Origin of the sequence: Kitasatospora humi, from assembly GCF_020907985.1 — a bacterium.
Taxonomy (GTDB): domain Bacteria; phylum Actinomycetota; class Actinomycetes; order Streptomycetales; family Streptomycetaceae; genus Kitasatospora; species Kitasatospora humi.
In genome coordinates, this window is sequence record NZ_JAJJPA010000003.1 from 118,620 (window position 1) to 131,204 (window position 12,585).

10 protein-coding genes are annotated in these 12,585 nt (G+C 70.8%); 8 read left to right on the plus strand and 2 right to left on the minus strand.

The window, feature by feature from the left end; genetic code table 11:
- Positions 1-93 precede the first annotated feature (93 nt).
- Positions 94-999, plus strand: a complete 906-nt coding sequence (locus LN042_RS04630) for a TerC family protein (protein ID WP_230048667.1) — start codon at positions 94-96, stop codon at positions 997-999.
- A 21-nt stretch (positions 1,000-1,020) separates the two neighbouring features.
- Here the strand turns inward: LN042_RS04630 and LN042_RS04635 are convergent, their stop codons facing one another.
- Entirely contained in the window at positions 1,021-1,674 is a 654-nt protein-coding gene (locus LN042_RS04635; RefSeq protein WP_230048669.1) for an MBL fold metallo-hydrolase, read from the minus strand.
- Between the two features lie 43 nt (positions 1,675-1,717).
- The gene (locus LN042_RS04640) at positions 1,718-2,479 is read right to left on the minus strand and encodes a maleylpyruvate isomerase family mycothiol-dependent enzyme (RefSeq protein WP_230048671.1); all 762 of its coding nucleotides are present in this window, start codon (positions 2,477-2,479) and stop codon (positions 1,718-1,720) included.
- A 241-nt stretch (positions 2,480-2,720) separates the two neighbouring features.
- Between LN042_RS04640 and uvrA the strand changes: the two genes are divergently transcribed.
- From uvrA to gap, 7 genes are all read left to right on the plus strand, one after another.
- Positions 2,721-5,627, plus strand: a complete 2,907-nt coding sequence (uvrA, locus tag LN042_RS04645) for an excinuclease ABC subunit UvrA (RefSeq protein WP_230048673.1) — start codon at positions 2,721-2,723, stop codon at positions 5,625-5,627.
- Positions 5,628-5,702: 75 nt separating this feature from the next.
- Positions 5,703-6,188, plus strand: coding sequence for a Rieske (2Fe-2S) protein (locus LN042_RS04650; RefSeq protein ID WP_308191759.1), 486 nt, complete (start codon positions 5,703-5,705; stop codon positions 6,186-6,188).
- A 45-nt stretch (positions 6,189-6,233) separates the two neighbouring features.
- A complete protein-coding gene (gene uvrC, locus LN042_RS04655) occupies positions 6,234-8,267 on the plus strand; it encodes an excinuclease ABC subunit UvrC (RefSeq protein ID WP_230048675.1) in 2,034 nt (677 codons plus the stop codon).
- Positions 8,264-9,178: an RNase adapter RapZ gene (gene rapZ, locus LN042_RS04660; RefSeq protein WP_308191760.1), complete on the plus strand. Its 915-nt coding sequence runs from the start codon at positions 8,264-8,266 to the stop codon at positions 9,176-9,178. Before uvrC ends, rapZ begins: the two co-directional genes overlap by 4 nt.
- Positions 9,179-9,221: 43 nt before the next feature.
- Positions 9,222-10,289 (plus strand): gluconeogenesis factor YvcK family protein, encoded by a 1,068-nt coding sequence (locus LN042_RS04665; RefSeq protein WP_372495674.1) that lies wholly within the window; start codon positions 9,222-9,224, stop codon positions 10,287-10,289.
- Complete coding sequence (gene whiA / locus LN042_RS04670; RefSeq protein ID WP_230048676.1) at positions 10,280-11,260, plus strand: DNA-binding protein WhiA; 981 nt, start codon at positions 10,280-10,282, stop codon at positions 11,258-11,260. Before LN042_RS04665 ends, whiA begins: the two co-directional genes overlap by 10 nt.
- Before the next feature lie 246 nt (positions 11,261-11,506).
- Complete coding sequence (gap, locus tag LN042_RS04675; protein WP_230048678.1) at positions 11,507-12,511, plus strand: type I glyceraldehyde-3-phosphate dehydrogenase; 1,005 nt, start codon at positions 11,507-11,509, stop codon at positions 12,509-12,511.
- Positions 12,512-12,585: the final 74 nt, after the last annotated feature.

Sequence of the window (12,585 nt, forward strand, 5' to 3'; positions counted from 1 at the left end):
GTCGATCGGTCCGCCCGGGTGCACCGGCCCGCGTGGCGCACGCGGGCTGAGAAGACCTCCGGCAGACTCGTCATTGCCGGAGGAGCAGCACTCGTGGACGTTTCCGTCGCCCAGTGGGCCACGACCGTGGCCGCGCTGGTGGCCCTGATCGCCGCCGACTTCATCATCAACGCCCGCCGACCGCACGAGGTCTCCATGAAGGAGGCCGGGATCTGGACCGGGGTCTGGATCGCGCTGGCGGTGCTCTTCGGCCTCTTCCTGTGGTGGCACAACGGCTCCCGGCCGGCCGGGGAGTTCTTCGCCGGCTACCTGACCGAGAAGTCGCTGAGCGTCGACAACCTCTTCGTCTTCCTGCTGATCATGAAGAAGTTCGCGGTGCCGCCCCGGGACCAGTCCCGGGTGCTGAGCGTCGGCGTGATCATCGCCCTGGTGTTGCGGGCGGTCTTCATCGCCCTCGGCGCCGCCCTGATCGCCGCCTTCTCCTGGATCTTCTACCTGTTCGGCGCGTTCCTGATCTGGACCGCCTGGAAGCTGTTCGCGGAGGCCCGGGCCGGCCGCCCGGAGGACGAGGAGTTCCACGAGAACCGGATGCTGGTCGCGATCCGCAAGCGGTTCCCGTCGGTCTCCAAGTCGGCCGTGGTGATGCTCGCGATCGGCACCACCGACCTGCTGTTCGCGCTGGACTCGATCCCGGCGATCTTCGGTCTGACCCAGAGCGCCTACATCGTGCTGACCGCCAACGCCTTCGCCCTGATGGGCCTGCGCCAGCTCTACTTCCTGCTGGGCGGCATGCTGGGCCGGCTGGTGCACCTCGGCTACGGCCTGGCGCTGATCCTCGGCTTCGTCGGCGTCAAGCTGGTGCTGCACGCGCTGCACGAGAGCGGGGTGCACGTTCCGGAGATCGGCATCCCGCTCTCGCTGGGCTTCATCGCCGCGGTGCTGGCGGTGACCACGGCGAGCAGTCTGTGGGTCTCCCGGCGCTCCAAGGCGACCGGCTGAGCGGCGACCGGCCGCGGCCGGTCACCAGCCGCGCTCGCGCCACTCGGCCAGGTGCGGGCGCTCGGCGCCCAGGGTGGTGTCCTTGCCGTGACCGGGGTACACCCAGGACTCGTCCGGCAGCACGTCGAACAACTTGGTGGTGACGTCCCGGTAGAGGCTGTCGAAGGCCTCCGGATCGTTCCAGGTGTTGCCGACCCCGCCGGGGAAGAGGCAGTCGCCGGTGAAGACGTGCGGGTGTCCCTCCGGGTCGTCGTAGATCAGCACGATCGCGCCGGGGGTGTGGCCGACCAGGTGGCGCACGGTCAGTGCGCACTGGCCGACCGTGAGGGTGTCGCCGTCCGCCAGCAGCAGGTCGGTGCGGACCGGGATGGCCTCGGCGTCGAACTCGCCGGCCGCCGTCCGGGCCCGGGTGGCGGCGACCACCTCGGCCAGCGCGTTCCAGTGGTCCTGGTGGCGGTGCGTGGTGACCACCGTGGCCAGTTCGTCGCCGATGGTCTCCAGCAGGGTGGGTGCGTCGGCCGCCGCGTCGATCAGCAGCTGCTCGTCGGTGGCCCGGCAGCGCAGCAGGTAGGCGTTGTTGTCGTACGGGCCGACCGCGACCTTGGTGATCATCAGGTGGGCGAGTTCCCGGACATCCGGCCGGCCGCCGACCGTGACGGCTCCGTGGTAGCTCAAGGGTTGCTCCTCACTGTGAAGGGACAGGCACCATGATGGTGCGTCAGCCCATGGGCGGGAGTGCGGGCAGCGCCGTGCGCGGGTCGGCCAGCGGGCCGTCACCCTGGTGGACCTGCAGCCCGTCGCCGTCGGAGCGGCCGGAGAGCCAGGCGGTGAGCGCCCGGATCGGGCCCTCGACCCGCAGCTCGACCGGCCCGGCGGCGCCGATCAGCGCGCGGTGCCCGGTGTCGTCGCTGAGCAGCTCGACGGTGGGCAGCTCGACGCCGGCCAGGTTCTCGCAGAGCCTGGCGAACTGGTCGCCGGCGAAGTCGGCCGGCCAGTGCGCCGGGGTGTAGTCGGCGGCCAGGTCGACGTGGTGGAACTCCAGTTCGGCGAGGCGCTTGCCGGGCACCTCGTACGCCGGGAAGACGTAGCCGAAGCGGTGCTTCAGCTCGGCCGACCAGTTCTCGGGGGACAGCGCGGCGGCGGCCCGGGCCAGCCGCTCGGCGCTCGCCTCCAGGTCGGCCAGCTGCTCGGCCGGCGGGCGCGGCGCGCCCTGCCGGATTCCCTCCTCGCGGGCGTCCTCGCTGGCGTACTGCGGGATCTGCACACCGGTGCGGGCGGTCTCCAGCAGGTTGACCAGGGAGTCGGCGTTGCGGGCGAGGTGGGCCAGCACGTGCCCCCGGGTCCAGCCGGGCAGCGCGGACGGCTCGGCGACCGCCTCGGGGGTCAGCTCGGCGACGGTGCGCAGCACCCGCTCGGTGCTCTCGGCGACGGCCTGCATGGTGCCGGCGGCGATGTCGCCGGGGGCGAGTTGCTGGGTCAAGGGGGCCTCCGCGTTGCTTGACGGGTATCCGGTCGTTGTCCTGCACGGCGAGGCTATCGCCGCCGGGTGCGGTGAGCAGCGGCTTTTCGGAGCGGGGCTCGATTGTCAGTGCGATCCGCTTCACTCGTTCGGGTGGGCCCGGCTGGACAGCGCCGGAATTCGAACGCCTGAGCTATATGCTGGTCGGCGACACTGAATAAGACCGATGTTCTGCCCGACCCGGAGAAAGGCGCCAGAAGCAGTGGCCGACCGCCTCATCGTCCGCGGTGCTCGCGAGCACAACCTGAAGAACGTCTCGCTCGACCTGCCCCGGGACTCCCTGATCGTTTTCACCGGCCTCTCTGGTTCGGGCAAGTCCTCGCTGGCGTTCGACACGATCTTCGCCGAGGGCCAGCGCCGCTACGTCGAGTCGCTGTCCTCCTACGCCCGGCAGTTCCTGGGCCAGATGGACAAGCCCGACGTCGATTTCATCGAGGGCCTCTCCCCGGCCGTCTCGATCGACCAGAAGTCCACCAACCGCAACCCGCGCTCCACCGTCGGCACCATCACCGAGGTGTACGACTACCTGCGCCTGCTCTTCGCCCGGGTCGGCAAGCCGCACTGCCCGCACTGCGGCCGCCCGATCGCCAAGCAGTCCCCGCAGGCGATCGTGGACCAGGTGCTGAAGCTCACCGAGGGCACCCGCTTCCAGGTGCTCAGCCCGGTGGTCCGGGAGCGCAAGGGCGAGTTCGTCGACCTCTTCGCGGACCTGCAGTCCAAGGGCTACGCCCGGGCCCGGGTGGACGGCGAGACCATCCAACTCGTCGAGCCGCCCAAGCTGAAGAAGCAGGAGAAGCACACCATCGAGGTGGTGATCGACCGCCTCACGGTCAAGGACAGCGCCAAGCGCCGGCTGACCGACTCGGTCGAGACGGCGCTCAAGCTCTCCGGCGGCATGGTGGTGCTCGACTTCGTGGACCTCGACGCCGAGGACCCGGAGCGCGAGCGGATGTACTCCGAGCACCTCTACTGCCCGTACGACGACGTCTCCTTCGAGGAGTTGGAGCCGCGCTCGTTCTCCTTCAACTCGCCCTTCGGCGCCTGCCCGGAGTGCACCGGCCTGGGCAGCCGGATGGAGGTGGACCCGGAGCTGGTGGTGCCCGACGAGGAGAAGTCCCTGGACGAGGGCGCCATCCACCCCTGGTCCGGCGGGCACATGCGGGAGTACTTCGGCCGCCTGATCGGCGCGCTGGCCGCCGAGCTGGGCTTCCGCACCGACATCCCCTGGGCCGGGCTGCCGGCCCGCGCCAAGAAGGCGCTGCTCTACGGGCACAAGGCCAAGGTCGAGGTCCGCTACAACAACCGCTACGGGCGCGAGCGTTCGTACGTCACCGGCTTCGAGGGCGCGATCCCGTTCGTCCAGCGCCGGCACAGCGAGGCCGAGACCGACAGCAGCCGGGAGCGCTTCGAGGGCTACATGCGCGAGGTGCCGTGCCCGGCCTGCGAGGGCACCCGGCTCAAGCCGGTGGTGCTCGCGGTCACCGTGCAGGGCAGGTCGATCGCCGAGGTCTCGGCGATGTCGATCAGCGACTGCGCCGAGTTCCTCGGCGGGATGAAGCTGACCGCCCGCGACAAGAAGATCGCCGAGCGGGTGCTGAAGGAGGTCAACGAGCGGCTGCGGTTCCTGGTCGACGTCGGACTGGACTACCTCTCGCTCAACCGCGCGGCCGGCACCCTCTCCGGTGGCGAGGCGCAGCGGATCCGGCTGGCCACCCAGATCGGCTCCGGTCTGGTCGGCGTGCTCTACGTGCTGGACGAGCCGTCGATCGGTCTGCACCAGCGCGACAACCACCGGCTGATCGAGACCCTGGTGCGGCTGCGCGACATCGGCAACACCCTGATCGTGGTCGAGCACGACGAGGACACCATCAAGACCGCCGACTGGGTGGTGGACATCGGCCCGGGCGCCGGTGAGCACGGCGGCAAGGTGGTGCACTCCGGGGCGCTCAAGGAGCTGCTGGCCAACCAGGAGTCGCTGACCGGCCAGTACCTCGCCGGCAAGCGCTCGATCCCGGTGCCGCCGGTCCGCCGCCCGCGCGACAAGAAGCGCCAGATCACGGTGCACGGCGCCCGCGAGAACAACCTCCAGGACATCTCGGTCAGCTTCCCGCTCGGCACCTTCACCGCGATCACCGGGGTGTCGGGCTCGGGCAAGTCCACCCTGGTCAACGACATCCTGTACACCCACCTGGCCCGCGAGCTCAACGGCGCGCGTACCGTTCCGGGCCGGCACACCCGGGTCACCGGCACCGACCTGGTGGACAAGGTGGTGCACGTCGACCAGTCGCCGATCGGCCGCACCCCGCGGTCCAACCCGGCCACCTACACCGGTGTCTTCGACCACGTCCGCAAGCTCTTCGCGGAGACCACCGAGGCCAAGGTGCGCGGCTACCTGCAGGGCCGCTTCTCGTTCAACGTCAAGGGCGGCCGCTGCGAGAACTGCTCGGGCGACGGCACCATCAAGATCGAGATGAACTTCCTGCCGGACGTCTACGTGCCCTGCGAGGTCTGCCACGGCGCCCGGTACAACCGGGAGACCCTGGAGGTGCACTACAAGGGCAAGTCCATCGCCGAGGTGCTGGACATGCCGATCGAGGAGGCGCTGCACTTCTTCGAGGCGGTCCCGGCGATCGCCCGCCACCTCAAGACGCTGACCGACGTCGGCCTGGGCTACGTCCGGCTCGGCCAGAGCGCGCCGACCCTCTCCGGTGGCGAGGCGCAGCGCGTCAAGCTCGCCTCCGAGCTGCAGAAGCGCTCCACCGGCCGCACGGTCTACGTGCTGGACGAGCCGACCACCGGACTGCACTTCGAAGACATCAGCAAACTGATCAAGGTGCTCACCGGTCTGGTCGAGAAGGGCAACACGGTGATCGTCATCGAGCACAACCTCGATGTGATCAAGACCGCCGACTGGATCGTGGACATGGGTCCCGAGGGCGGCAGCGGCGGCGGCACCGTGGTCGCCGAGGGCACCCCGGAGGAGGTCGCCCAGGTCACGGCCAGCCACACCGGCAAGTTCCTGCGCGACATCCTGGGTGACCGGGTCACCGACGAGGCGCCGGTGCCGGCCCCGCGCGGGGCGCGCAGGCGCGCGGCGGTCAGGAAGTAGCAAGCGGCCGGGAGCGCCGGGGGAGCGGAGCTAGACTGCGCCCGTTCCCCCAGCGCTCACTTCCAGGAGCACCACATGTCCGACATGACCGAATCGCCCGTCACCTCTCGCCGGACCCTGCTCTGCTGCGGGGCCGCCGTGCTGGCCGGGGGCTCCGCGCTCGCGGTCGCCGGCTGCTCCAGCTCGGCCGGCTCCACCGACAGCTCGGCCGGCTCCACCAACGGCTCGGCCGGCAGCTCGGCCACCTCCGGCCAGAAGTCCGCCGCCCCGGTGCAGCTCGGCCCGGCCTCGGCGGTGCCGGTCGGCGGCGGCACGGTCTACCGGGAGCAGCGGATCGTGGTGACCCAGCCGACCCAGGGCCAGTACAAGGCGTTCAGCGCCCGCTGCACCCACGCCGGCTGCATCGTCGACCAGGTGGCCGCCGGCACCATCCAGTGCCCCTGCCACGGCAGCCGGTTCGCCATCGCGGACGGCTCGGTCACCGACGGCCCGGCGCCCAAGCCGCTGCCCGACTACCCGGTGACCGTGGACAACGGGCAGCTCACGGTCACTCCCAGCTAGAGCTAGGGTTTCGACTGTCAGAACGTACGAGGGGGACCGAACCGCATGGCTGACCCGTCCACCTACCGCCCGGCACCCGGCGCGATCCCGACCTCTCCGGGGGTCTACCGGTTCCGGGACGAGTACGGCCGGGTGATCTACGTCGGCAAGGCCAAGAGCCTGCGCCAGCGGCTCTCCTCCTACTTCCAGGACGTGGCCAACCTCCACCCGCGCACCGCCACCATGGTCACCACCGCCGCCTCGGTGGAGTGGACCGTGGTCGGCACCGAGGTCGAGGCGCTGCAGCTGGAGTACTCCTGGATCAAGGAGTTCGACCCGCGGTTCAACGTCAAGTACCGCGACGACAAGAGCTACCCCGAGCTCGCGGTCACCCTCAACGAGGAGTTCCCCCGGGTCCAGGTGATGCGCGGGGCGCACCGGAAGGGCGTGCGCTACTTCGGGCCCTACGGGCACGCCTGGGCGATCCGGGAGACGGTCGACCTGCTGCTGCGGGTGTTCCCGGTCCGCACCTGCTCCAACGGCGTCTTCAAGCGCGCCCAGCAGGTCGGTCGCCCCTGCCTGCTCGGCTACATCGGCAAGTGCGCCGCGCCCTGCGTGGGCAGGGTCTCGGCGGCCGACCACCGGGCGCTGGCCGAGGAGTTCTGCGACTTCATGGCCGGGCGCACCGGCAACCACGTGCGCCGACTGGAAGAGCAGATGCGCGAGGCCGCCGCCGAGCTGGAGTACGAGAAGGCGGCCCGGCTGCGCGACGACATCGAGGCGCTCAAGCGCGCGATGGAGAAGAACGCGGTGGTGCTGGCCGACGGCACCGACGCCGACCTGCTCGCCCTCGCCGAGGACGAGTTGGAGGCGGCCGTGCAGATCTTCCACGTCCGCGGCGGCCGGGTGCGCGGCCAGCGCGGCTGGGTCACCGACAAGGTCGAGGACGTCGACACCGCCGCGCTGGTGGAGCATGCGCTCCAGCAGCTCTACGGCGGCGGCAGCGAGTCGGTGCCGCGCGAGGTGCTGGTGCCCGCGCTGCCCGATCCGGTCGCTCCCGTGCAGGAGTGGCTGGGTGGCTTGCGGGGAGCCCAGGTTGACCTGCGGGTGCCGCAACGCGGTGACAAGAAGGACCTGATGGCCACCGTGGAGCGCAACGCCCAGCAGGCGCTGGCACTTCACAAGACCAAGCGGGCCTCCGACCTGACCACCCGCAGCCGGGCCCTGCAGGAGATCGCCGACGCGCTGGAGCTGGACAGCGTGCCACTGCGGATCGAATGCTTCGACATCTCCCACCTCCAGGGGGAGGACGTGGTCGCCTCCATGGTGGTCTTCGAGGACGGTCTGGCCCGCAAGAGCGAGTACCGGCGCTTCCAGATCAAGGGCTTCTCCGGCCAGGACGACGTGCGCTCGATGCACGAGGTGATCAGCCGCCGGTTCCGCCGCTACCTCCAGGAGCGCGAGCAGACCGGCGAATGGGCCGTTCAGGAGACCGGGGCCGACGAAGACCCGGCCGGCCCCCGCACCGACGACGGCCGCCCCAAGCGCTTCGCCTACCCGCCGCAGCTGCTGGTGGTCGACGGCGGCCAGCCCCAGGTGGCGGCTGCCCGGCGCGCGCTTGACGAACTGGGGATCGACGACGTGGCGTTGTGCGGCCTGGCGAAGCGGCTGGAGGAGGTCTGGCTGCCGGGCCAGGACGACCCGGTGGTGCTGCCGCGCAGCAGCGAGGGCCTCTACCTGCTGCAGCGGGTCCGCGACGAGGCGCACCGGTTCGCCATCTCCTACCAGCGCTCCAAGCGCACCAAGCGGCTGACCACCGGCGGCCTGGACGCGGTGCCCGGCCTCGGCCAGACCCGCCGCACCGCGCTGCTCAAGCACTTCGGCTCGGTGAAGAAGCTGCGCGCCGCCACGGTCGAGGAGATCTGCGAGGTCCCGGGGATCGGGCGCCGGACCGCCGAAACTGTTGTCACGGCGTTGTCCTCCCGGACACCCGCGGCATTCGCCGTGAACACCGCCACGGGCGAGATCATTGAGGATGCCGTGCCCGGGGGCACGATCGACGAGAGCCTGGCGAGTACCGAGAGCGGGGAACCGAAGTGACAGTGTCCGATGACGGGGGTACCACCCGGCCGCAGGGAGCCGCGAGTGAGACCGCACCGGAACTGGTGATCATCTCCGGCATGTCCGGAGCCGGCCGCAGCACCGCGGCCAAGTGCCTGGAGGACCTCGGCTGGTTCGTGGTCGACAACCTGCCGCCGGCGCTCATTCCCACCATGGTCGACCTGGGCGCCCGCTCGCAGGGTGCGGTGGCCCGGATCGGCGTGGTGATCGACGTCCGCGGCCGGCAGTTCTTCGACGACCTGCGAACCTCCCTGGAGGACTTGGAGAAGCGCGGCATCCGGCTGCGGGTGGTCTTCCTGGAGTCCGGCGACGGGGCGCTGGTGCGCCGCTTCGAGAGCGTGCGCCGGCCGCACCCGCTGCAGGGCGACGGCCGGATCGTGGACGGCATCGCCCAGGAGCGCGACCTGCTGCGCGAACTGCGCGGCGAGGCCGACCTGGTGATCGACACCACCGACCTCAACGTGCACCAGCTGCGGGCCAAGCTGGACGCCCAGTTCGCCGACCACGACGAGCCCGAACTGCGCTGCACCGTGATGAGCTTCGGCTTCAAGTACGGCCTGCCGGTCGACGCCGACCTGGTGGTCGACTGCCGCTTCCTGCCGAACCCGCACTGGGTGCCGGAGTTGCGGGCCCGTACCGGCACCGACACCGAGGTGGCCGAGTACGTGTTCCAGCAGCCCGGCGCCAAGGAGTTCCTCGACGGTTACGCCGAGCTGCTGCGGATTATCACCGAGGGTTACCGCCGCGAGGGTAAGCGGTACATGACGCTTGCCGTAGGCTGCACCGGTGGCAAGCATCGCAGCGTCGCGATGTCGGAGCGATTGACGAAGCGTCTGGTCGCGGACGGCGTGGAGACGGTGCTGGTGCACCGCGACATGGGACGGGAGTAGCGGCGGGCCGAGGGCCCACCGAGGACAGGAACGTGGGGTAGGTGTGACGGGGTACTCGCCAGGGCGGCAGCAGCACCAGCACAAGGCCGCCGAGCGGGGCTCCCCGTCACGAGGCTCCCGGGGCGGCACCGCGCCGCGGATCACGGCCCTCGGCGGCGGCCAGGGGCTGTCCGCCTCGCTCTCCGCGCTGCGCCGCCTCACCTCCGACCTGACCGCCGTGGTCACCGTCGCCGACGACGGCGGCTCCAGCGGCCGGCTCCGCGCCGAGCTGGGCGTGCTGCCCCCCGGCGACCTGCGCAAGGCGCTGGCCGCGCTCTGCGGCGACGACGACTGGGGCCGCACCTGGTCCGAGGTGCTCCAGCAGCGCTTCACCGGCACCGGCGAGCTGGGCGGCCACGCGGTCGGCAACCTGCTGATCGTGGCGCTCTGGGAGAAGCTCGGCGACCCGGTGGCGGCGCTGGAGTGGGTCGGCCGGCTGCTCAACGTGCAGGGCCGGGTGCTGCCGATGTCGGCCGTCCCGCTGGACATCGAGGCCCAGGTGCGCGGCCACGACCCGGCGCACCCCGCCGCGGTCACCGCCGTGCGCGGCCAGGCCGACGTGGCGATCACCCCGGGCACCGTGCAGTCGGTGCGGCTGCTGCCCGAGGAACCGCCGGCGGTGCCCGAGGCGGTGACCGCCGTGCTGGAGGCGGACTGGGTGGTGCTCGGCCCCGGCTCCTGGTTCACCAGCGTGCTGCCGCACCTGCTGGTGCCCGAGCTGGCCAAGGCCCTGGTGTCGACCAAGGCCCGGCGGCTGCTCTGCCTCAACCTGGCCCCGCAGCCCGGCGAGACCGAGGGCTTCACCCCGCAGCGCCACCTGGAGGTGATCGCCGACCACGCCCCGGACCTGGACGTGGATGCGATCCTGGTGGACGAGCGGGCGGTCACCGGTGGCGCCTTCGGCGTGGCCGACCTGGCCGGCCTGCACCGGGCGGCCGAGCGGATGGGCGCGGCCCTGGTGCTGGACACGGTGGCCGCCAAGGACGGCAGTCCGCGACACGACCCCGAGCTTCTGGCTGCCGCGTACGACCGGATTTTCCGGACACATGGAAGGATCGGCCCATGGCGATGACGGCAGCGGTGAAGGATGAAATCAGCCGGCTCCCCGTCACCCGGGCCTGCTGTCGCAAGGCTGAGGTGTCGGCGATCCTGCGATTCGCGGGCGGACTGCACATTGTGAGCGGTCGGATCGTGATCGAGGCGGAGCTGGACACCGGCATTGCGGCCCGACGGCTGCGCAAGGACCTGCTGGAGATCTTCGGGCACGGCTCCGAGCTGGTGGTGATGGCTCCCAGCGGTCTGCGGCGCGGCAGCCGGTACGTGGTCCGGGTGATCAAGGACGGCGAGTTGCTGGCCCGGCAGACCGGGCTGGTGGACGGGCGCGGCCGCCCGATCCGGGGCCTGCCCCCGGCGGTGGTCTCCGGTGCCACCTGCGACGCCGAGGCGGCCTGGCGCGGCGCCTTCCTGGCCCACGGCTCGCTCACCGAGCCGGGCCGGTCCTCCTCGCTGGAGATCACCTGCCCCGGCTCCGAGGCCGCGCTCGCCCTGGTCGGCGCGGCCCGCCGGCTGGGCATTCCGGCCAAGGCCCGCGAGGTGCGCGGCGCCGACCGGGTGGTGATCCGGGACGGCGACGCGATCGGCGCGCTGCTCACCCGGCTCGGCGCCCACGAGTCGGTGCTGGCCTGGGAGGAGCGCCGGCTGCGCCGCGAGGTGCGGGCCACCGCCAACCGGCTGGCCAACTTCGACGACGCCAACCTGCGCCGCTCGGCCCGGGCCGCGGTGGCGGCCGGCGCCCGGGTGGCCCGGGCCCTGGAGATCCTCGGCGACGAGGTGCCCGAGCACCTGGCCGCGGCCGGCCAGCTGCGGATGCAGCACAAGCAGGCATCGCTGGAGGAACTGGGCGCGCTCGCCGACCCGCCGCTGACCAAGGACGCGGTGGCCGGCCGGATCCGCCGGCTGCTGGCGATGGCCGACAAGCGGGCGATGGAGCTCGGCCTGCCCGGCACCGAGGCGAGCCTCACCGAGGAGATGGCGCTCAGCTGACGCCGGACGGCGCACGGCCGACCGCACTCCCGATCGGGCCCGGTGGGGCGCACCGCAAACCGCGGTGCGCCCCACCGGGCCCATTACGTCACATCGAAGATTGGCCGCAAGTACGCCACGACATGGCGTAGGCCACAGGGGATGTGCCTGTGCGGCGTCAGGGGGGGTAGGGTCATGGGTGGTCGGGGACAACCCATTTCAAACCCCCCGTCGGGTCCATCCGGCGTACCTAAAGGAGATCGGTAAGTGACGATCCGGGTAGGCATCAACGGTTTCGGCCGCATCGGCCGCAACTTCTTCCGCGCGGTCAAGGCTCAGGGCGCTGACATCGAGATCGTCGGTGTCAACGATCTGACCGACACCAAGACCCTGGCTCACCTGCTCAAGTACGACTCCATCCTGGGTACCCTCAATGGGGAGGTCACCCACACCGCCGACTCCATCACCGTCGACGGCCACACCTTCAAGGTGCTGGCCGAGCGCGACCCCGCGAACCTCCCCTGGGGCGAGCTGGGCGTGGACATCGTGATCGAGTCGACCGGTATCTTCACCAAGGCCGAGGCGGCGAAGAAGCACGTCACCGCCGGCGCCAAGAAGGTCATCATCTCTGCCCCGGCGACGGACGAAGACGTCACGATCGTCATGGGTGTCAATGACGACAAGTACGACCCTGCCAAGCACACCGTCATCTCCAACGCCTCCTGCACCACCAACTGCGTGGCGCCGATGGCCAAGGTGCTGAACGAGAGCTTCGGCATCGTGAAGGGTCTGATGACCACGGTGCACGCCTACACCAACGACCAGGTCACGCTGGACTTCCCGCACAAGGACCTGCGCCGCGCCCGGGCCGCCGCCCTCAACATCATTCCGACCTCCACCGGTGCCGCCAAGGCCACCGCGCTGGTGCTGCCGGAGCTGAAGGGCAAGCTGGACGGCACCTCGCTGCGCGTTCCGGTGCCGACCGGTTCGATCACCGACCTGGTCGTCACCCTGGAGCGGGACGTGACCGTCGAGGAGGTCAACGCGGCCTTCCAGAAGGCCTCCGAGGGCAGCCTCAAGGGCATCCTGCAGTACACCGAGGACCCGATCGTCTCCTCCGACATCGTGAACTCGCCGTTCTCCACCATCTTCGACTCCCAGCTGACCATGGTTCAGGGGAACCAGGTCAAGGTGCTGGGCTGGTACGACAACGAGTGGGGCTACTCGAACCGCCTGGTCAACCTGACCACCCTGGTGGGTGAGCAGCTCTGACCCTGCGGGAGCATGTGATGTGACGGGCAGGGCCCGGACGGCGGCACACTCCGCCTCCGGGCCCTGTCCCTGCC